Genomic DNA, 17,474 nt, shown 5'->3' with positions numbered 1-17,474 from the left:
CCTGATAGAAAGGGGGTGGTGCTCTATGACAGTTTTTGAAGAGTTGATGTTTGCACTTGCTTTTGCAAGCTTCATGGTCGCAATCCTGTCATTTAACGAAAAGAAATAATCCACCTTTGAGTTAGGAGCTCGGTGGATTATTTGAACCAATTCGCTGACCACCCTGATAAGGAAGCCATGTATAGCCTGGCTGTTGGTGTTCCTGCACCAACAGCCTTTATTATTCTTATGTTTCTTACTATTTATTATACAGGATTGGAGAGTGTGTGTAAATGTAAGTATATTCTGTTATTGGTACGGTTTCTGATTATACACCGCCATTCCAGCAGGTATTTTTGAGCTATTAGGTGTCATGTGTGTGAAATGCCTTTAAACAGAACGCAAATGAGTATAGTGGAAGGTGATTGGCGTCTAATCGATATTAAAATTACTACTTGTTATTTGTGTACTGAGTATTTAGTAATGTTCTTAGAAAGCTGTTTCATTTATGGGAAAAAAATATTCGGAATGAAAGGGTGAATGGTTTGAAACTTCATTATTTTATCGTTATTTTATTGGTTGTTATGTTTGTTCCGGGCTGTGTGAATGATGGGACCTTTAGAGGTAATGAAGTCATAGAAGATCATACTCAACAAAATAAAAGTAATGATCGGGAACCTTCAAACAGTAATAGCGAGATAAAAAAAAGCCTTAGTTATGAAGAGTTTGAAACGTTATTTCATGAAATTAAAGATCATTTAAAAGTTGAAGGATATGAGGTGAAATCTTCTACTACCGGTATAGATTTAACAGTGGTGGATAAAGATTTAACTTTTGGTTCTCGGGATTGGCTTACAGTTGATGGTGAGTTTCATATGGATAATGGTTCACAATCGACACAGAATAGTATATTTCTTGAAAATGAACAATCTTCTAAATTAATATCAGTAGTTATTGCCTATACAGAATCATATATGGGTGAGGATATGGTGTATTATCTAATAGATAATGATTATCCTATTAATCAAAATTTAGCTCAAACAACCGACCTAGTAACAATCAGTTACAAAAATCTGATTATAACTGTTTTACAAACTGCTGATAGTCAAGCAGAGAATGAAGAAACTCAAAAGATATTAAGGGGAGTTTTGGAATTTTTAGAATAGTCAACTCTTATACGTGGGCGCAAACAATAACTGCTGTTTTTAGTGATGTAAAAAATTTAGGACATTCGGAGGATTTAAGTGCAGAGTAATAAACGCATAGTCATCATAGCAACAATTACTATTATTAGTTTGTTCGTATTAATTATTTTGTTTTATGGTATTCCTAAGGAAATTTCGAAAAATTTTATAGCATATGAATTTATACCAAATGAGACAAATAGTGGTGAAGAGGTCAATGTACAAATGGAAGGCGTATATAGAAACCCGGTAGTTGGTAATGCCATATTTACAGGTAACATGGTTATAAATAAGTATGATTTAACGGAATCATATGAAATGTTGGATTTAAATTTTGATAGTGTTTTCTATGAAAATATGGCGACACTCACCTATATATCTGTCATAGATGGTAAGCCTAAGCTGGAGCTCTATGGTAGTGTCTGGTTAGTGGATCGTGATTTTGTACATTTAATTATTACTCTGAATGAAAATGCTAAATTAGGAATAAAAGACGGAACTAAGGTGGTTATTCCAGCTAAAGATTACAACGAAGCTTTTGATTTATACAATAATTTAATTGCTGAATAAGGAGAGGTAACCTACATATTTAGGCTACCTTACTTACCTTTCCATTGGCATCTACAACGGGGCGTGTACATGTAAGTAAACGGATGAACAGGATGGTTTCTTTGAATCTAATCAACTTCTATGAGTCTTAGTTGTACAAGTGTGCCTGTAGAAGGTTCTATATCTGTTAAAACACCATCGACGACCCAGGCTTCAACAGACTGACCAACTTCTAATTGATCAAAGTCTATTGGATTGTCATTCGGATCTGAAAATGAGCTTTCTGAATGGATAAGCGACTTAGCAAAAAAGTCTTTCGTATATAAAGGCTGAGTATAAGTGATCAATATACTCTCAGTAGTAATCTCGACAATCTCTCCGCTAACGTCTACGTGTCGTTCTTCTGTCACATTATGGTTTGCTGAACAACCAAATAATAGAAGTACTAACATCCATATCATACTCTTTTTCATGATTATACACCTCCATTCTAGCCGGTATTTTGGGGTTTTTAGGAGTCATGTGTGGAAATGCCTTTTAACTGAACGCGCATGAGCATAATGAATGTTATATAGTTGTATGAGTGAAATTCTAAGGGGTTTGGTTTTGAGGAGGGCTCGTTTTCATTGTTTTTATATGAACTGATTTTTAGGAAGTCTTAATTAGGTAAATCTAAGTGGTTAATTTGGTTATAAGTAAGAATTCTCCATGTACCGTTTTGTTTATGGGTATTACTAATACAAACATTAGATAATTTTGTAATATCGGATCCGATTTGGCCATTAGATATAAACGTAATATCGTATTTATGACACTGCCGTGAGAAACAATGTTGACATCTTTCCCTTGATAATGTTGGTAGACTTTATCTAGTCCCTTGCTTGATTCTTTGAGCATTAAGGAATATCCGTTCCCCTTGCCATTTTCCTTGTTTGTTCCAATCTGTTCCTCCGTGCCTCACCAAATAGATATTTGCCATAATCAACATCCTTAACTAGTTAATGCTTCTCACTCTTTAGTTTATACCAAAATCTAGTATAATAGTTAGTAGTTACAAACTGTTTGATTATACGTGGTTTAACTTCAAACTACAGGTTGTTCAAGTCGATCTTGTCTTGAAAATATCTAATTTTCTGATGATTTTTGGTGGGGCAAGTGTTTTATATTAAATGTTCTTTAAAAAGTAAAATTGACGGGAGGTTTTTATGGTGTTGCCTTTTCAACCAATGGTCACAAAATTTGAAACAGAGAGACTTTTTTTAAGAATGTGGGAGGAAACAGACGCCCATTGGTATAGCGATTTAATGCATGAGCGTGGGCTTCCTAAACCAGCGATTGATTTTACGCACAATAAGATTAGTACATTTCATCAAGATTTCTTGAAAAATGGACTCAGTTTACTTGTCATTGAAAGAAAACTAGAAGCTGATTGTATCGGTTATTGTGGGCTTGTTATTGGTCGAACTACATTAGAAGAGCCTGAGATTGCTTATGAGTTGTTCCAGCACGCTCATGGGAACGGTTATGCAACAGAGGCGGCACAAGCCATTATGAAAATAGCAAAAGCAACGGGTCGGAAAAGACTTTGGTCGACTGTGCGCGCTTGGAATACAGCGTCACTTCGAGTACTTGAGAAGCTAGATTTTGAAGTACAGCACCGAACATCTGATGAACAAGGCGAGATTGTCTGGAATACATTTGACTTTTAACTAAAAAGTGTTAGGTTTAGAAGTAAAAATAAAGCATGAGGTGAACCATACATGTCGCTCCAATTAGAACCAGTTCATAAAAAGGATAAGCCAATTCTACACAATTTATATGCTCTATTTCTCCATGATATTTCCAAGTATACGAACAACCTACAAATTAATGAAAATGGTTTCTTTGATTATGAGGACATTCATTGCTTTTGGGATACGGAAGGGATTTCTCCATATTTTATCAAAATCGATCAAACGCTCATTGGCTTTCTTTTATTAGTGGAAAGGCCTTTCTTGAAGAAACAAAATGACTATGGCATCAATGATTTATTTATCCTAAATCAATACAAAGGTAAGGGTTATGGTCGGATGGCCGTTGAGAAGCTTTTTGATGAGAAGAAAGGTCAATACTTTGTCATTCAAGTAGAAAATAATAAGCCTGCCGTTGTCTTCTGGAGAAAAGTACTTCAAACAAGTTCACTAGATTTGAACGAAGAAAAACGGGAAATCGATGGCGAGCAGTGCTTAATTCAGACGTTTACGATTCAATAACAAGTTTGTTACATGTATATGGAGTGGAGGTAATTTAGTTAGTATGGGTTTCATAGAAAATTAAAAAGGAGTTGAAGAAATGTTATACACCCATTCTTTGGACGGGGTATCGCCGAATATGTTGAAAGGCTTTTTTGTTGATTGGCCTAATCCGCCAAATTCAGATACTCACCTAAAGTTATTAGAAAATAGTAGTAAAGTTATTTTAGCCGTCGATGAGGAAAAAAATCAAGTCATTGGATTCATTACCGCTATGAGCGATGGTGTTCTCTCTGCCTACATACCGTTTCTTGAAGTATTGCAACCATATAAAAACCAAGGCATTGGTAAGGAATTAGTTAAGAGGATGTTAAAAGATTTAGAGAATCTTTATATGGTCGACTTATGTTGTGACGATGATTTAGTGGCTTATTATGAAAAGTTTGATATGTTCAAAGCCAATGCGATGCTAAAAAGAAACTATCATCGGCAAGCTGGAGCGTGTTCGAATTAATACCATTTCATGTAAATCTCAGCCCTATCTGGTTAATTTAATCAGTTGGGGCTAATTATATGTTGTATAGTTTTATAATTATTGAATTTATAATTCGAATAATATAGAATTATGACTATAACAAAAAAGGAGTGATGATATGGACCTTATCCAAGCAACGAGTCGAAAAAGAGAAACGTATCAAGTGGAGTTCGCGTATTCATCTTTATGGGAGTGTGCCTTAGGGATTGCAGCTGTGACCAATACAAGGCTCTTACATACATTAGAGCAGCCATTACCCTATTGGCAGGAACTAAAGGACGCCTTGCCTTCCACTCTTTTAAAAGAGTTAGATGAAGTAGAGGCCAATAATACATGGAAGGCTTTACTACAGTTATTACATACATATTCGGCCACAGATTTAGAGGACTTTTTAACGAAAATCGCACACATATCTGACCAAGATTTTAAATATCATTGTTTACCTTTTGTAGGAGAGTCATTTCAAAAACTTCGAAAGCAGGCTGCCGCTGGTGAAAAAAAAGCTGTTGAACAATTACAAGAGCATACCATCGATAACCCATTCTTTCCAGAGTATATAGCTTTTATTAGCTCGGTTGATGCCACTCAGTTGAAAAAGCACCTACAAGCAGTGATGAAAGGCTGGTATGAGCATGTTGTTGCACCAAAACATGCAGAAATCAAGCAATTTTTAGAAAGAGATATCCAAGCAAAAATTAAGATGCAAGCTCAATTATCGACAGAAGAATTGGTGCAATGGGCTACAAATGGTGTTCAATATCAACCAGAGCCCAGTGTTTTTAAGGTGTTACTCATTCCCCAATTGGTCTACCGGCCTTGGACAATTGAGGCCGATTTAGAAGGAACGAAGGTTTTCTATTACCCGATTGCTGATGAAAGTTTACACCCGCATGATCGCTATATGCCACCACATTTACTGATTCAAAAACATAAGGCGTTAGGGGATGAGATTCGATTACGAATGGTTAAGTTGTTGGCGGAGAACGATCGGACTTTACAAGAAATCACATCAAGGCTTGATTTAGGTAAATCAACCGTGCATCATCATCTCAAGTTATTAAGGGCAGCTAAGCTAGTAGAAATTCATGAAATGAAGTATCGGCTTCGAATAGATGAGCTTAAAACGCTCCATGTCGAGCTTGAACAATTTTTAGAACGGTGAAAAAATGAAAGAGCAAAATACGTTGTTTAGAAATCGTTCCTTCCTTTCCTCATGGATTGGAAATGGTATTTCAGAGCTTGGTGGAGCATTTGGTACATTTTGTAACTCAATTTTAGTTTTTCAAATGACGGGCTCTACACTTGCTCTTGGAAGTATGTGGTTACTGTATTTTTTGCCCTCGCTCATTTTGCAATTATTTATTGGCCCTTTTATTGACCGTTGGAGTCGGAAATGGACGATGGTTTTAGTGCAATGGATACGCGCGTGCATTTATCTCATTCCCCTTTTTGCCTTATCTGTGGGTCATCTAGAAGTGTGGCATATTTATGCGGTGCAAATGATTGTTGGTCTTGTTTCACCATTATATGTCCCTGCTAACCACGCACTTACGCCAACCATTGTTATGAAAAGTCAATTAAAAGCAGCTAACGCTTATTTGGACAGTACAGCTAGGTTGATGACATTTTTATCTCCACTTATCGCAGGCTTGATTATTGAATGGATTGGTGTAACCTTCACTTTATCATTTGTTTGTTTGCTTTTGTTAGGCAGTGGGGTAACGTTGTTAACGATTCAGGAGAAGCGTGCAACAATTAAGGAAAGGAAAACATGGTTGAGCGAATTTAGAGAAGGCATGACGTTTTTCTTTCATCAAAAGGTGATTGTATGGTTAGGGATCTTTTTGGCTTTCGTGCAGTTTGGAGTCGGGGTGACGATGGTGACAACCTTACCGTATGTGACAGAGGAATTAGGTGGAAGTTACGCACAGTACGGTTATTTTATGGCGGGCTTTCCAGTTGGCTTTATATTAGGTGCCATGCTCGTTTCAAAAATCACATGTTCAAGCAGACGTTTACTCATGTTAGGCTCACTATGTATCGGAGGTTTCACCTTTTCAGCTCTCTGCTTTATTACTTATTTACCCCTTGCGATTTTCACTGAAATGATCGGTGGCATCGTGATGGCGATTTTTAGTATTCATAATACAACGATTTGTCAGCAAGTCATTCCTAATCAACTGATGGGGAAAATATTCTCCGTTCGTTTATTTATAATTAGAGTTAGCATGCCTCTTGGTATCGTATTAGGTGGGGTAGGGAGCGAGTGGCTTGGAGTTAGACCGTTATATTTACTAATTGGAATCGTTATTATGATCGTTTCACTTTTAGGCATGTTATTACCTTACTTTACGTTTCTGGACCGATTTCAGAATCGTGAGAACAAGGTTTCTGGATGAGATGTAAGTTTGATTTTACATACAAGGGGGCAAATTTAAGATGGATATAAACAAGGCAACAGAAGTGGAATTAGCTGAGGTATTATCGTTATCACAACAAGCGATTTATGAAGGAATGTTAGGGGAGGCACGACTAGGTAAGGAAAAAGTGAAACAGTTAGTAGAACCATTGTTAAAAAAAGGCTGTTACTATGTATTAGCGAAAGAAGAAGAACAACTTATGGGCTGGGTTTTTCTTGGAGCATCCAAAGATCAGTTCACCGATCAAGAAAATGGATTTATTTATGAGCTTTTCGTTTTAGAAAACTACAGAGGAAGAGGAATCGCCAAAAAACTAATGCACACAGCCATTGAACATTTAAAAGACAAAGGATATGAAGAAATTCGTTTAAGTGTGATGGCAAAAAATGAGGCTAAAGAGCTTTATAGAGAACTTGGTTTTCAGGAGAGGACCATAACGATGAGTTTGAAGGTTTGAGGTCATAAGTGGTTGTATAGATTGAAAATAAGCCCCTAAGCGTGATAGTGGCTTATTTGCTATGCTTAAGTAAGTTATTTTCCATTTGAAGGCAACTTGTTTGAAAGAAGAAACAATGATAAACAGCAATAAAGAAATAGATACTTTACTCATAATAAATCCCCTCACTAAAATTATTCCATAGATTCTTTTAATCTCTTTTCAAATAATTTCTTGTCAAAAACTTGAAATTGGTCATATTCATCAAATGATTGTATAAAACTCTGTACTTGTTTGTTTTCCAGATAATCGGTTTGGATATCTGCGAAGTTGCCATCATATGTGTATTTGACAATGTCATCACCATGAATCGCATAAATCGCTGTTTGTTCACCTAGTAAATAATAAAAGTCGTCTTCCTCTGAATAGCCCATAAACAAAATATAATCTTCGCCGACCTTCATTTGGGGGCTTGCTTCATAAATCTTAGTACTTGTCCCGAATTGAGTTACTTGGATATGGTCTTTTTTAGAGACGGAATTTCCTTTGAATACCTGATTAACGGAAACATTAAAAAGCGTATGAGCAGGGACAGTTAATTCTTCCTCAATAGAATCAATCGTAATCTAAGCAATTAAATCTGCCTCATCAAGACCTTCATTAAAGGTAAACGGTTTAATGGTTGCGGTTAAATAAGAGACATCCTCTTTCACTTCTGGCGCATTCCCTTGTTGATTAGATGTGTCAGATCTGCTTTTCTCTGACGTCTGTGCACAGCCTAAGGGAATGAAAAGCAAAGCAATAAATAAACTACATAACATTTTGTTTTTCATAGATTAACCTCCATAAGATTATAATGATATGATGTTACAACATTATAATATTAATAATTATCTGAAAAGCCAATATATTTTAGTTTGGTAAAGGGGCAAGATTTTAATATGAAATGCGGAGCTTTGCTTGCGCTACCGAAAATCATGCTTCGATATAAATGCTAATCTAAGAATGTCCAAAGATGATTAAATAACAGTGTACACTTTTGGATGGTAATAAAAGCGACTATGTGGTAGGAAAAGTGAAAAAGCGCCATATAACCCCGAGCAAAAGCGGAATCGCGGGGTTGCGAGTTGAAAAAGCTGGAGAAAGCCCGAGCAAAAGCGGAATCGCGGGGTTGCGAGCGAAAAAAGCTGGAGAAAGCCCGAGCAAAAGCGGAATCGCGGGGTTACGAGCGGAAAAAGCTGGAGAAAGCCCGAGCAAACGTGGAATCGCGGGGGTGCGAGTTGAAAAAGGGAGAGAAAGCCCGAACAAACGTGGAATCGCGGGGGTGCGAGCGGAAAAAGGGAGAGAAAGCCCGAACAAACGTGGAATCGCGGGGGTGCGAGCGGAAAAAGCTGGAGAAAGCCCGAGCAAACGTGGAATCGCGGGGTTGCGAGTTGAAAAAGGGAGAGAAAGCCCGAACAAACGTGGAATCGCGGGGGTGCGAGCAGAAAAAGCGCTGAGCTAATCGGCTACGCCGCTGGATCTCAGCCCGTCACTACGTCCCCCTGGAGTTTACGCATGTTTTCGTCCGCTGGGTTCGTGATGAGTTGCTTGGCAAGTCATCATGGAAGTTTTATGTATGAGTTAAAAAGGTTGTATTATAAATTTCATGTACCGTATTTTTGAGAGTTTTCGAGATTACGTACTAAGTCACTTAATGAAGGAGGACATTATATAAAAGTCGAGAATCATTATAGTTTGTGGTAATTTCATATGTCGTTATAATAGTAAACAACAAGTTACGAGAGGGGAATAATTCGATGAAAGCAAACGCAGAGTTAGTTCTTGATGCAAAAGCTTCTTTAGGTGAGGGGCCACATTGGGATGAAGAGATGCAAATGTTATTTTGGATTGATATTAATTTGAAAAAAGTCCATACATATTATCCTCAAATAGACGGGGCTCATGCTATCCAACTTGAGCAACTAATTGGAGCAATAGTTCCCAAGAATGAGAAAGAGGCTATTGTTGCTTTGGAGAAAGGATTTCATTTATTAAATCTTCAAACAGGGGACTGCAGGTACGTTCACGATCCGGAGAGTGAACGGCTTGAAAATCGATTTAACGATGGCAAATGTGATGCGAAAGGACGATTCTGGGCAGGGACGATGAGAAAAGATGCTGCTGGGAAAGAGGCAGGCTCCTTATATTGTTTAGAGACAACTGGACAGGTCGAGAAGAAAGTGAGTCAAGTGGGCTTATCGAATGGAATTGCTTGGTCATTGGATAACCAGAAAATGTATCATATTGATACGGCTCAAAAACAGGTGCAAGCTTTTGATTTTGAACTAGAAACAGGAGAGCTTAAAAATCCTGAGGTCATTATCACTTTTGAACAAGAACAAGGTGCCCCTGATGGAATGACGATTGATGAAGAAGGTATGCTGTGGATTGCTCATTGGGGTGGTGCAAAGGTTTCGAGATGGAATCCACATGCAGGGGAAAAGTTACAGGAGGTTGCGATACCCGCCTTACAAGTGACATCGTGTACGTTTGGGGGAAGTGAGTTAAATGAGTTGTATGTGACAACGGCTAGAACTGGTATGAATGAAAAGCAGTTAGAACAATACCCACTAGCAGGTGGATTATTTAAGGTGAAGCTCGATGTGAAAGGTATGCCTGCCAATCGTTTCAAAGGCTAAAGAATGTGTTTATCATCTGATAAAGTATTAGTCTATCACAGGATTAATTAGGAAGTGCAACGGACTAAAAAAGTACCAGCCTGAGGAAATGTCCTCTTGCTGGTACTCACTGAAAAAAAACTATACATTCATGCTGATGGTAAAGCGGATTGAATCACGCTCTCAACTTGCTCATTTAAATCAGAAAGGGATGAGAAATCAGTTGTATCAATGGCTTTATGTACAACAATTTTTACTGTGGTCGGTTGGAATTTCCCATCTAGTTCTTCCATAATTCTGTATGAACCATCAATAGTAATCGGTAAAATTTTGACACCTGATTTTTTGGCAATACGTGAGCCAGAGTTACCGAAGTCCCCCATCTTGTCCCCTTTACTGCGGTGCCCTTCTGGAAATATGGAAACAGGTTTTCCGTTTTGAACCATTTCCCCTGCTTGAGCCAATTGTCGAACCGCCTGTCTTGGATTTTCACGATTAATAAAAATACACATTTTGTGCGTCATCCATAAACCAAATAAAGGAACCTTTTGTAAGGATTCTTTGGCAATAAATGATAAATCTCGATTCACATGTGCTAAAAGTAAGGGAATATCAAAATTACCTTGGTGATTGGAAATATACAAATAATGTTCATTCTCTTTAATATTGTCTAAACCGTCAACTTCTACTTTTGTTCCCGCAAGCTTTAACGTCTTGCTCGCAATTTTCTCCGCTAATTGATTGGTTTTTTTGTAACGAATTTCAGGGTCCTTCGTTTTTAACCAAAGCATAATCGGGATAATTGCAATGAAGAAAAGGACGGCGTGACCATATACGATGAAATTACGCATCATGTCACTCCTCTATACTGCTATTCGTAAGTCCAAAGTCTACTATACTAATGTTCGACAATAAAATCAAAATAAAACTCAAGTTTCGTATAAATCTTCACCCCTATAATTGTTACGCAATTCTAAATAGAGCGGTCATTTGCAAGCTATATTATGGTAAAATAAACAATCATATGGCACTATTTTGAGGGAGGGAATGAATGATAAATGAAAACGATAGCGGTTATTTGCGGTAGTCTACGGAAAGGTTCTTATAATAAGAAACTCGTTCAAAGAATGAAGGATTCTGCTTCTGAACAACTGAAGTTAGTGGAGGTTCGTATTGAGCAAATTCCCCTCTATAATTTTGACGTTGAAGTAGAAGGTATTCCTGATAGCAATGGATTGAGTTATTGAAAAAGAAATGAATTGAAGGAGCTAAGTGCATGAGTACGTTGAAATTTGAAAGGTTACAAGATGAGATTGAAGACTTAATTCATTTATATACACATACAAGCTGGGATTTTCACGCCGATCCGAAACGGGAGGAAAAGGAAGTACGTAAGTTGTTTCAAAGTGGCTGGTTCACAGAGGATAAAGAAACATATTGGGTAATAGATGAAGGAGAAAGAATTGGACTTTTGGTCCTTGGTGATATAAGTGATACAATGCCTCTTTTCCAAGATATACGATTACATAAGAAGGTGAGAGGAAAAGGATATGGGCAGCTATGTGTCGAATGGGCGATCGATTACATATTCTCAAGTTCCAAGGAGAAATTACGAATGGAAGCTTATACTAGAGCAGATAACCAAGCGATGAGACGTGTATTCGAGAAAACACTTTTCCAGAAGGAGGGTTATTTAAGATCCTCATGGGAGCAAGTTAACGGAAAAGTCTATGATTCTATCCTATTTGCGGTTATTCGTGCCGATTGGGAAAAAGCGAATAGCCTTTAAGTAGCTTTTAGAAAATGATAGATAGGAGAATCTCATGACCATTATCGCTGATTCATGGTTTGTATTTACACTAGATAAACTCGTTATCGTCGGAATTATAACGATTATTGTCGGACTTTTAACATTAATTCAAAAAGTGATCCCTTTTGAGCTTCCAAAATGGGGTTTCTATCTATTACTGGCCCTTTTTGCTTTACCTTCTTATTTTTATATTCAAGAAACATTTGTGACCAATACAGTTGTGTATGAGGGCGATGTTATTGTAAAGGGTAATGAAGAAACGATTATAGTGGATGAAGACAAGTGGGTATGGTCCTTTGACCCCAATATGACCGTCTTTATCAATCGTGAATTTTGGGATTTATATGAGTGGCGCTTTTTAACGAAAGAGGATGTATGGATGAAGCTAGAATTGGATATATTCTTTCCGACAACAGACATACAAGAAGTGAAAAATAGAGCATCGACGCTACGAGCGTTAAATTTTAAGTCTGAATCGGATTGGGTTTATCATAGTGATTTTTTCGATGTCAATATTCGAGCAACTTATAGAAATGAGTTAAGAGATACGTTTAAGCAGTATGAATTTCAAGATATGAGTTTCGTATTAGTTGAACAAATACTAGATGAAGCCCGGGGGGCTTTACCACAAGAGTGGACAAATGTTTTTACCGTTGATTTAAAGCTAATTGAGAAGGAAGAGTAGGTGATTAAATGAAATTTTATATCGCATCAAGCTTTTCAAATATGAATAAAGTCCGAGAGCTAAGTAGTAGATTAAAAGAGATAGGTTATGAGCAAACCTATGATTGGACACAAAATAATCGGGCGAGCTCATTAGAGGCTTTACAAAAAATTGGCTTACTCGAGAAAAAGGCTGTCATTGAAGCTGATTTTCTAATCGTGCTTACGCCAGCAGGCAAAGGTAGTCATATTGAGTTAGGTATGGCGATTGGAGCAGAAATTCCTGTTTATTTATATAGTGAAGATGGAAGAATTAATAACTTCCATGAAACAAGTACGTTTTACCATTTACCTGAAGTGAATCAAGTAATTGGCGACTTTGAAAAAATTATTGATAAGGTCCAAGTTGACTTTCCTCATAAGATAAAGAATTAAAAGTAGTAATTTTCAGAAAAAAGAACATTTGTTCGTGTTTTTGTGTTATCATAACTTTAGAGGTGATGATCACATGAACAATCGAATCAATATAAGTATGGAAAAACATGGCGTCGTCGGAGCGAGTTTAGCTGTATTAGAACAGGCAGACGTTAAGATTTATCATCTAGGCAAGCAATCTTCAACTCAAGAGAAATTAGTTAATGATGAGACGCTTTTTAATGCGTGCTCCATGAGTAAGTTTGTTACAGCCTTTTTGGTGTTGATTTTAACGCGGGAAGATAAGGTATCTCTGGATGAGGATGTAAGTGAGATAGTCAATGCCTCAGGAATACCTAAGCAAGGTCAAGTAACATCTTTAACGTTGAGAGACTTATTAAGGCACCAAGCGGGGATTATAGACGCTGATAATCGGTTTTTACCTTTAAATGAAGTGGAAGAAATTCCGAAGTTCCAAGAGCGATTATCTGGAGCAGATACAATGGCTCACTTGGATACTACTAAAACAGGTGAGTTCATTTATTCGGATGGCAGTTACTGTTTAATTGAATATATAGTAGAGCAAAAGATGGAAGATTCCTTTCAAAATATAGTGGAACAGTATCTTTTTAAACCATTAAAGATGACGAGGAGTACATATGATTGGCTAGCCCTTGAAGGACAACTTAATCGTACAGCAGGTCATTCAAAAGATGGGCGTGCTTTATCGTTAGCTGAAACGATTTACCCATATGCGGCCGCTTCAGGGTTATGGACCACCGCAGTGGATTTATCGAAACTGCTGCATGAGTGGTATCAGATTTCACAGGGAAAAGGACTTGGATTATCAACGACTGATATGACAAATCTGATAACGGGTAGCCATAAACATCCTTATGCTGGTTTAGGGTTGTTCATAGAGAACAGAGATAAGGGTATTGAGATTAACTCACTTGGGTGGGGCGTTGGGTTTCAGTCGATGCTCATCTATCAACCTAATTCTAGTAAGGGATTGATTATTTTGACCAACACAGATCTAGGTAAGCATCAATTAAAAGGCTTTATTGGTGACATCTATCAGCAGTTTAATGGATAGTGTAAGCATGAGGAGGGGTATTGATCGTGAGTCAAGATAAGGAAACACCAGTTGAAAGGCAAGAGCGTTTAAGACAAGAGGAATTAAAGAAAAGTCCTTTAGGTAACTTAGGGGATTCCTATCATCGAGCACAGCATGGTGATTTAGCTGGATTGAGTGGACGATTAGGCTGGAAAGGCTTATTAATCACCATCGTTATTTTAATTGCGATATTAGTCGTATTAGCGATATTATAGAGTCAATGTAATGAGTATTTGTATGGGATTGGAGTACAACTATGGCTAACTACGTGAAAGATTTGAGAGAAATCGTTGGAACAAGACCGCTGATTTTGCCTGGAGCTCTTGTCCTTATTCTGAATGAAAAACAAGAAATCCTTCTCCAAAAAAGACCTAATGGAGTTTGGGGGCTACCAGGTGGTTTAATGGAGCTTGGTGAAAGTTTAGAGGAAACGGGAAGAAGAGAAGTGAAGGAAGAAACTGGTTTAGAGGTTGGGGAACTAAGGCTTGTTCACGTTTTTTCAGGTGAGGATTTTCATATTCAAGTGGCTAATGGTGATGAATTTTACGCGGTGACAGCGGTTTATGTTTCAACCGATTATCGCGGACAACTCACGCTCAATTCCACTGAAACATTGGAGCTTCGCTTCTTTGCTCTTGATCAAATTCCTCAGCGATTTGTAAGAAGCTATCGAATTATTTTAGACTTTTTTATGAAACATCAGGATAGATGGCTATAAAGAAAAGGGGTGAGCAAGTACTTGATACGGCTCACTCCTCTTTTAGCATTACTTTTTTGCCATTAAATACAACTGTAATTCGCTCTTTGGGGCTTGATTTAACCATTGTTAAGAATTCGATTTGATTATGATAAAAGCTTTTTTGTGGTTGAAAGCCTAACTTTCTGTAGAGTTTAATCGCTCGTTGATTAAAGCTTGCGACCGTCAATCGCAAAAGCGGACAATCTTGTTGAACTCGTACTTTCGCAAAAATAAATGAGCAAAAGCCTGCTCCAAAACCTCTTCCTGTCCAAGCAGGCTTCAAGCCGAAGCCAATATCAATAGCTGGCTCATCATAAGCACGAACAAATTGACCAGAAGGTACTTGGGCAGACTGACCCGTGCAATAAAAGCCGATCATTTCATTTTCATCTGAGAATACTGCAAAGTAATGGTCCTCAGTAAGCTCTTTGAACGCATCTTCACTGTAGTTTAAATTATAAAAATCAAATGGTGGGGGGTAGCGCCACGAGAAAATTTCGTAGGCATGCTCCTTGGTAAATCGAACTTGATGCATGTGCTCACCTGCTTTCATGAAACCCTTACTTTAGATAATATGAAAGGGAAATTGTGAGTAGAATAAAAAAACAGCGACTGAAAAATGAGTCGCTGTAAGGGGATTATTAAGCACGATTCATCTGGTTAATATCTTTTGGTGTTAATCGTTCATTATTTCGAATGACAAAGATAAAGATCGGTGCTAAAAATCCGAATGAAATGAAAGATAAGACTAAAAATAATACCGCTTGTGAACTATAGCGCTCAAATATGAGATAGAGGATGTAGCCATAAACGACAGGAGTTGCGATAAAGATAAGTTCACCAATCAATGGAAGAAATCCTAAAACAAATGAAGCAGCCACAATGCCTGGAAGTGCCCAAGGTACGTACTCTTTCCAAGATGCTTTTGATTGCTTTTGGGCTATTGCTCCCATGATATATAAGTTGGCTAAAGGGACAAAGCCTAACCATCCATTAGGAATCCCTTCTCTTTCTGCTAGATGTAAAAGGGCAAATCCAAGTAAAATATGGAGGATGATGCCAATTCCTAATAAAAAGATCGCGATAAAAATAAACGCAGTGAATAAAACGGCAATTGCTTCAAACATTAAAATCCCTCACTTTCCGTTATTTGATAACGTTTAGTATATGGTCATTGTCAGATTATGTCAAATAAAAAGAGGTAATATTTTGAAGATACGAAAAAAGTCATCTTTTCAATCGTCTTACTTTGAAGCTAGTTCTATTATTAGGTATTTAGGCTAGAAGGAGGGATTCGTATGATTCATCTACAGTCGATAAAAAAAGTGAATAGGCAAGTTCATAATCCGAAGTTCCCATTCGATACACCAATCATTGAGCATTTTCGTGAATTGCAATTAACAAATCCGGTAACGATTCTGGTTGGGGAAAACGGTTCAGGAAAGTCGACGTTATTAGAGACGATTGCTATGAATAGTGGGAGTATATGGGTAGGGAGTGACCGTGAGAATTCTAGTTTAAGTCAGGAAGTAGAAGGGTTATTAAAGATGAGCTGGAAGGTGAAAACGCAAAGAGGTTTTTATTTTCGGGCTTCCGATTTTAATTTATTTATTCATAAGCTAAAAGAAGAAAAGCGGTTTTCATTAGAAATGATCGAGGAGATAAAACGTGAAGGGCGAAATCAATTAGAAACGATGCCATATGCTAGGACTTTAGCTGATTTACAGCGCTTATACGGAGCGGGGCTTGAGCATCGCTCGCATGGAGAGAGTTTTCTTGATTTATTTCAAGCTCGGTTTAAGGAAAATAGCTTTTATATTCTCGATGAGCCAGAGGCACCTTTATCCCCACAAAAACAGCTTAGCTTCTTATCACTACTGAAACAAATGGTTTCCGAAAACGGTCAGTTTCTTATTGCAACCCATTCACCGATGATTATGGCTTTTCCTGGTGCAACGATATATCAAGTGGAGGGTGGTCAGCTTGTTCAAACTTCGTATGAGGAATTAGAGCACGTAACGATTACGAGAGATTTCCTTCAAGCACCTGAACGTTTTTTTCGTTATTTATAATCCTTGATGGCTGAGGTTTGGACAAGGAGAAAAATGGGAATTGTATCGATAAGACAGCCGTGGTTGAAGGAGGGTTATTTAATGAAAATGGATGAAGTGAAGCTATTTCGACGTGACTTGTTTTTTCTAGAAAAGTTAAAAGAAAAAGAAGCACGTAAAGACCCAAACCATCCAAAGATAAAAACAATAAATGAACAAATACTTTTATTAAAAGACGCATTGGATATTATATACATGAAACATTATTCCTCGTATTCAATGAGGTTCATCTAATAAAAGCGTGTGATAACATCAGGGTTAAAGCAAAGCAGCGGCCCTGGTGTTTTTTTTGTATGGAAGTTGAATGGGTGATACACTGAATCTCGTCAAGCTCACTTCTAGTATGACAGTTTAAGAGTAATCATCAAGCTCAAGCGCTCATTGTGACATCTTTCCCCTTCAGTAACTGACACGTTCAGACGTTTTCGTGTAGTTACGCACGCCACCCCTCCAGTAACTGACACGTTCAGGCGTTTTCGTGTAGTTACTCACGCCACCCCTCCAGTAACTGACACGTTCAGGCGTTTTCGTGTAGTTACTCACCTACTTCCCTCCAGTAACTGACACGTTCAGGCGTTTTCGTGTAGTTACTCACGCCACCCCTCCAGTAACTGACACGTTCAGGC

Annotated in this window: 27 protein-coding genes; 18 read left to right on the top strand and 9 right to left on the bottom strand. The window is 37.7% G+C overall.

Annotated elements, in window-relative coordinates:
- Positions 1 to 524 precede the first annotated feature (524 nt).
- Together PQ479_RS05470 and PQ479_RS05465 are read left to right on the top strand one after the other, a co-directional pair.
- A complete protein-coding gene (locus PQ479_RS05470; RefSeq protein WP_047988665.1) occupies positions 525 to 1,145 on the top strand; it encodes a hypothetical protein in 621 nt (206 codons plus the stop codon).
- 78 nt (positions 1,146 to 1,223) lie between these two features.
- The gene (locus PQ479_RS05465) at positions 1,224 to 1,733 is read left to right on the top strand and encodes a hypothetical protein (RefSeq protein WP_047988666.1); all 510 of its coding nucleotides are present in this window, start codon (positions 1,224 to 1,226) and stop codon (positions 1,731 to 1,733) included.
- A gap of 107 nt (positions 1,734 to 1,840) precedes the next feature.
- Here PQ479_RS05465 and PQ479_RS05460 read toward each other — a convergent pair whose 3' ends face one another.
- Together PQ479_RS05460 and PQ479_RS05455 are read right to left on the bottom strand one after the other, a co-directional pair.
- Positions 1,841 to 2,185, bottom strand: coding sequence for a hypothetical protein (locus PQ479_RS05460; protein ID WP_047988667.1), 345 nt, complete (start codon positions 2,183 to 2,185; stop codon positions 1,841 to 1,843).
- Positions 2,186 to 2,577: 392 nt separating this feature from the next.
- A complete protein-coding gene (locus PQ479_RS05455; protein ID WP_273716805.1) occupies positions 2,578 to 2,691 on the bottom strand; it encodes a histidine phosphatase family protein in 114 nt (37 codons plus the stop codon).
- Between the two features lie 226 nt (positions 2,692 to 2,917).
- Here PQ479_RS05455 and PQ479_RS05450 point away from each other — a divergent pair, with 226 nt between their 5' ends.
- From PQ479_RS05450 to PQ479_RS05425, 6 genes are all read left to right on the top strand, one after another.
- Complete coding sequence (locus tag PQ479_RS05450; RefSeq protein WP_047988668.1) at positions 2,918 to 3,421, top strand: GNAT family N-acetyltransferase; 504 nt, start codon at positions 2,918 to 2,920, stop codon at positions 3,419 to 3,421.
- 51 nt (positions 3,422 to 3,472) lie between these two features.
- A complete protein-coding gene (locus PQ479_RS05445; RefSeq protein WP_047988669.1) occupies positions 3,473 to 3,964 on the top strand; it encodes a GNAT family N-acetyltransferase in 492 nt (163 codons plus the stop codon).
- 79 nt (positions 3,965 to 4,043) lie between these two features.
- On the top strand, positions 4,044 to 4,457 hold the full coding sequence (locus PQ479_RS05440; protein WP_047988670.1) for a GNAT family N-acetyltransferase: 414 nt from the start codon (positions 4,044 to 4,046) through the stop codon (positions 4,455 to 4,457).
- Positions 4,458 to 4,596: 139 nt separating this feature from the next.
- The gene (locus PQ479_RS05435; protein ID WP_047988671.1) at positions 4,597 to 5,640 is read left to right on the top strand and encodes an ArsR/SmtB family transcription factor; all 1,044 of its coding nucleotides are present in this window, start codon (positions 4,597 to 4,599) and stop codon (positions 5,638 to 5,640) included.
- 4 nt (positions 5,641 to 5,644) lie between these two features.
- Positions 5,645 to 6,877 (top strand): MFS transporter, encoded by a 1,233-nt coding sequence (locus PQ479_RS05430; protein WP_047988672.1) that lies wholly within the window; start codon positions 5,645 to 5,647, stop codon positions 6,875 to 6,877.
- Between the two features lie 40 nt (positions 6,878 to 6,917).
- Entirely contained in the window at positions 6,918 to 7,355 is a 438-nt protein-coding gene (locus PQ479_RS05425; protein WP_047988673.1) for a GNAT family N-acetyltransferase, read from the top strand.
- Positions 7,356 to 7,528: 173 nt separating this feature from the next.
- Here the strand turns inward: PQ479_RS05425 and PQ479_RS05420 are convergent, their stop codons facing one another.
- The 3 genes from PQ479_RS05420 to PQ479_RS05410 form a co-directional block, all read right to left on the bottom strand.
- Complete coding sequence (locus PQ479_RS05420) at positions 7,529 to 7,798, bottom strand: hypothetical protein (protein ID WP_047988674.1); 270 nt, start codon at positions 7,796 to 7,798, stop codon at positions 7,529 to 7,531.
- 162 nt (positions 7,799 to 7,960) lie between these two features.
- Positions 7,961 to 8,167, bottom strand: coding sequence for a hypothetical protein (locus PQ479_RS05415; protein ID WP_047988675.1), 207 nt, complete (start codon positions 8,165 to 8,167; stop codon positions 7,961 to 7,963).
- 226 nt (positions 8,168 to 8,393) lie between these two features.
- The gene (locus PQ479_RS05410; protein ID WP_273716803.1) at positions 8,394 to 8,795 is read right to left on the bottom strand and encodes a hypothetical protein; all 402 of its coding nucleotides are present in this window, start codon (positions 8,793 to 8,795) and stop codon (positions 8,394 to 8,396) included.
- A gap of 338 nt (positions 8,796 to 9,133) precedes the next feature.
- Between PQ479_RS05410 and PQ479_RS05405 the strand changes: the two genes are divergently transcribed.
- Entirely contained in the window at positions 9,134 to 10,015 is an 882-nt protein-coding gene (locus PQ479_RS05405; protein ID WP_047988677.1) for an SMP-30/gluconolactonase/LRE family protein, read from the top strand.
- Positions 10,016 to 10,143: 128 nt separating this feature from the next.
- Here the strand turns inward: PQ479_RS05405 and PQ479_RS05400 are convergent, their stop codons facing one another.
- Positions 10,144 to 10,845: a lysophospholipid acyltransferase family protein gene (locus PQ479_RS05400; protein WP_053070388.1), complete on the bottom strand. Its 702-nt coding sequence runs from the start codon at positions 10,843 to 10,845 to the stop codon at positions 10,144 to 10,146.
- A gap of 207 nt (positions 10,846 to 11,052) precedes the next feature.
- On the opposite strand from PQ479_RS05400, the gene PQ479_RS05395 reads away from it, so the two are divergent.
- The 7 genes from PQ479_RS05395 to PQ479_RS05365 all read left to right on the top strand — a co-directional run bounded on the left by PQ479_RS05395 (position 11,053) and on the right by PQ479_RS05365 (position 14,716).
- Positions 11,053 to 11,241: an NADPH-dependent FMN reductase gene (locus tag PQ479_RS05395; protein ID WP_047988679.1), complete on the top strand. Its 189-nt coding sequence runs from the start codon at positions 11,053 to 11,055 to the stop codon at positions 11,239 to 11,241.
- 29 nt (positions 11,242 to 11,270) lie between these two features.
- Complete coding sequence (locus PQ479_RS05390; RefSeq protein ID WP_053070389.1) at positions 11,271 to 11,783, top strand: GNAT family N-acetyltransferase; 513 nt, start codon at positions 11,271 to 11,273, stop codon at positions 11,781 to 11,783.
- A gap of 34 nt (positions 11,784 to 11,817) precedes the next feature.
- Positions 11,818 to 12,489 carry a hypothetical protein gene (locus PQ479_RS05385; protein WP_047988680.1) on the top strand — a complete coding sequence of 224 codons (672 nt, stop codon included), beginning with the start codon at positions 11,818 to 11,820 and terminating at the stop codon, positions 12,487 to 12,489.
- A gap of 8 nt (positions 12,490 to 12,497) precedes the next feature.
- Positions 12,498 to 12,902: a TIR domain-containing protein gene (locus tag PQ479_RS05380; protein ID WP_047988681.1), complete on the top strand. Its 405-nt coding sequence runs from the start codon at positions 12,498 to 12,500 to the stop codon at positions 12,900 to 12,902.
- Positions 12,903 to 12,975: 73 nt separating this feature from the next.
- Positions 12,976 to 13,977: a serine hydrolase domain-containing protein gene (locus tag PQ479_RS05375; RefSeq protein ID WP_047988682.1), complete on the top strand. Its 1,002-nt coding sequence runs from the start codon at positions 12,976 to 12,978 to the stop codon at positions 13,975 to 13,977.
- 26 nt (positions 13,978 to 14,003) lie between these two features.
- Positions 14,004 to 14,213: a DUF6366 family protein gene (locus tag PQ479_RS05370; protein WP_047988683.1), complete on the top strand. Its 210-nt coding sequence runs from the start codon at positions 14,004 to 14,006 to the stop codon at positions 14,211 to 14,213.
- A gap of 41 nt (positions 14,214 to 14,254) precedes the next feature.
- A complete protein-coding gene (locus PQ479_RS05365) occupies positions 14,255 to 14,716 on the top strand; it encodes an NUDIX hydrolase (RefSeq protein ID WP_047988684.1) in 462 nt (153 codons plus the stop codon).
- Positions 14,717 to 14,747: 31 nt separating this feature from the next.
- Here the strand turns inward: PQ479_RS05365 and PQ479_RS05360 are convergent, their stop codons facing one another.
- Together PQ479_RS05360 and PQ479_RS05355 are read right to left on the bottom strand one after the other, a co-directional pair.
- Complete coding sequence (locus PQ479_RS05360) at positions 14,748 to 15,272, bottom strand: GNAT family N-acetyltransferase (RefSeq protein WP_047988685.1); 525 nt, start codon at positions 15,270 to 15,272, stop codon at positions 14,748 to 14,750.
- A gap of 106 nt (positions 15,273 to 15,378) precedes the next feature.
- Positions 15,379 to 15,864: a hypothetical protein gene (locus PQ479_RS05355; protein WP_047988686.1), complete on the bottom strand. Its 486-nt coding sequence runs from the start codon at positions 15,862 to 15,864 to the stop codon at positions 15,379 to 15,381.
- A gap of 171 nt (positions 15,865 to 16,035) precedes the next feature.
- Between PQ479_RS05355 and PQ479_RS05350 the strand changes: the two genes are divergently transcribed.
- Positions 16,036 to 16,809, top strand: a complete 774-nt coding sequence (locus tag PQ479_RS05350) for an AAA family ATPase (protein ID WP_047988687.1) — start codon at positions 16,036 to 16,038, stop codon at positions 16,807 to 16,809.
- An 81-nt stretch (positions 16,810 to 16,890) separates the two neighbouring features.
- Positions 16,891 to 17,082, top strand: a complete 192-nt coding sequence (locus tag PQ479_RS05345; protein ID WP_047988688.1) for a hypothetical protein — start codon at positions 16,891 to 16,893, stop codon at positions 17,080 to 17,082.
- 165 nt (positions 17,083 to 17,247) lie between these two features.
- On the opposite strand, the gene PQ479_RS05340 is transcribed toward PQ479_RS05345, so the two are convergent.
- The gene (locus PQ479_RS05340; RefSeq protein ID WP_273716802.1) at positions 17,248 to 17,391 is read right to left on the bottom strand and encodes a hypothetical protein; all 144 of its coding nucleotides are present in this window, start codon (positions 17,389 to 17,391) and stop codon (positions 17,248 to 17,250) included.
- Between the last annotated feature and the right edge of the window lie 83 nt (positions 17,392 to 17,474).

Origin of the sequence: Alkalihalobacillus pseudalcaliphilus (assembly GCF_028610675.1) — a bacterium.
Classification (GTDB): Bacteria; Bacillota; Bacilli; order Bacillales; family Bacillaceae_D; genus Alkalihalobacillus; species Alkalihalobacillus pseudalcaliphilus.
The sequence above is the reverse complement of the archived record's forward strand: the minus strand, read 5'-3'. Positions and strand labels throughout refer to the sequence as shown.

Excerpts from the sequence above, each read along its gene's own strand:
- PQ479_RS05390 (WP_053070389.1), top strand. The coding sequence starts at position 11,271 with ATGAGTACGTTGAAATTTGAAAGGTTACAAGATGAGATTGAAGACTTA.
- PQ479_RS05405 (WP_047988677.1), top strand. The coding sequence starts at position 9,134 with ATGAAAGCAAACGCAGAGTTAGTTCTTGATGCAAAAGCTTCTTTAGGT.
- PQ479_RS05450 (WP_047988668.1), top strand. The coding sequence starts at position 2,918 with ATGGTGTTGCCTTTTCAACCAATGGTCACAAAATTTGAAACAGAGAGA.
- PQ479_RS05460 (WP_047988667.1), bottom strand. The coding sequence starts at position 2,185 with ATGAAAAAGAGTATGATATGGATGTTAGTACTTCTATTATTTGGTTGT.
- PQ479_RS05400 (WP_053070388.1), bottom strand. The coding sequence starts at position 10,845 with ATGCGTAATTTCATCGTATATGGTCACGCCGTCCTTTTCTTCATTGCA.
- PQ479_RS05385 (WP_047988680.1), top strand. The coding sequence starts at position 11,818 with ATGACCATTATCGCTGATTCATGGTTTGTATTTACACTAGATAAACTC.
- PQ479_RS05360 (WP_047988685.1), bottom strand. The coding sequence starts at position 15,272 with ATGCATCAAGTTCGATTTACCAAGGAGCATGCCTACGAAATTTTCTCG.
- PQ479_RS05365 (WP_047988684.1), top strand. The coding sequence starts at position 14,255 with ATGGCTAACTACGTGAAAGATTTGAGAGAAATCGTTGGAACAAGACCG.
- PQ479_RS05435 (WP_047988671.1), top strand. The coding sequence starts at position 4,597 with ATGGACCTTATCCAAGCAACGAGTCGAAAAAGAGAAACGTATCAAGTG.
- PQ479_RS05380 (WP_047988681.1), top strand. The coding sequence starts at position 12,498 with ATGAAATTTTATATCGCATCAAGCTTTTCAAATATGAATAAAGTCCGA.
- PQ479_RS05455 (WP_273716805.1), bottom strand. The coding sequence starts at position 2,691 with ATGGCAAATATCTATTTGGTGAGGCACGGAGGAACAGATTGGAACAAA.
- PQ479_RS05375 (WP_047988682.1), top strand. The coding sequence starts at position 12,976 with ATGAACAATCGAATCAATATAAGTATGGAAAAACATGGCGTCGTCGGA.
- PQ479_RS05395 (WP_047988679.1), top strand. The coding sequence starts at position 11,053 with ATGAAAACGATAGCGGTTATTTGCGGTAGTCTACGGAAAGGTTCTTAT.
- PQ479_RS05415 (WP_047988675.1), bottom strand. The coding sequence starts at position 8,167 with ATGAAAAACAAAATGTTATGTAGTTTATTTATTGCTTTGCTTTTCATT.
- PQ479_RS05430 (WP_047988672.1), top strand. The coding sequence starts at position 5,645 with ATGAAAGAGCAAAATACGTTGTTTAGAAATCGTTCCTTCCTTTCCTCA.
- PQ479_RS05350 (WP_047988687.1), top strand. The coding sequence starts at position 16,036 with ATGATTCATCTACAGTCGATAAAAAAAGTGAATAGGCAAGTTCATAAT.
- PQ479_RS05420 (WP_047988674.1), bottom strand. The coding sequence starts at position 7,798 with ATGAAGGTCGGCGAAGATTATATTTTGTTTATGGGCTATTCAGAGGAA.
- PQ479_RS05345 (WP_047988688.1), top strand. The coding sequence starts at position 16,891 with ATGAAAATGGATGAAGTGAAGCTATTTCGACGTGACTTGTTTTTTCTA.
- PQ479_RS05445 (WP_047988669.1), top strand. The coding sequence starts at position 3,473 with ATGTCGCTCCAATTAGAACCAGTTCATAAAAAGGATAAGCCAATTCTA.
- PQ479_RS05355 (WP_047988686.1), bottom strand. The coding sequence starts at position 15,864 with ATGTTTGAAGCAATTGCCGTTTTATTCACTGCGTTTATTTTTATCGCG.
- PQ479_RS05425 (WP_047988673.1), top strand. The coding sequence starts at position 6,918 with ATGGATATAAACAAGGCAACAGAAGTGGAATTAGCTGAGGTATTATCG.
- PQ479_RS05440 (WP_047988670.1), top strand. The coding sequence starts at position 4,044 with ATGTTATACACCCATTCTTTGGACGGGGTATCGCCGAATATGTTGAAA.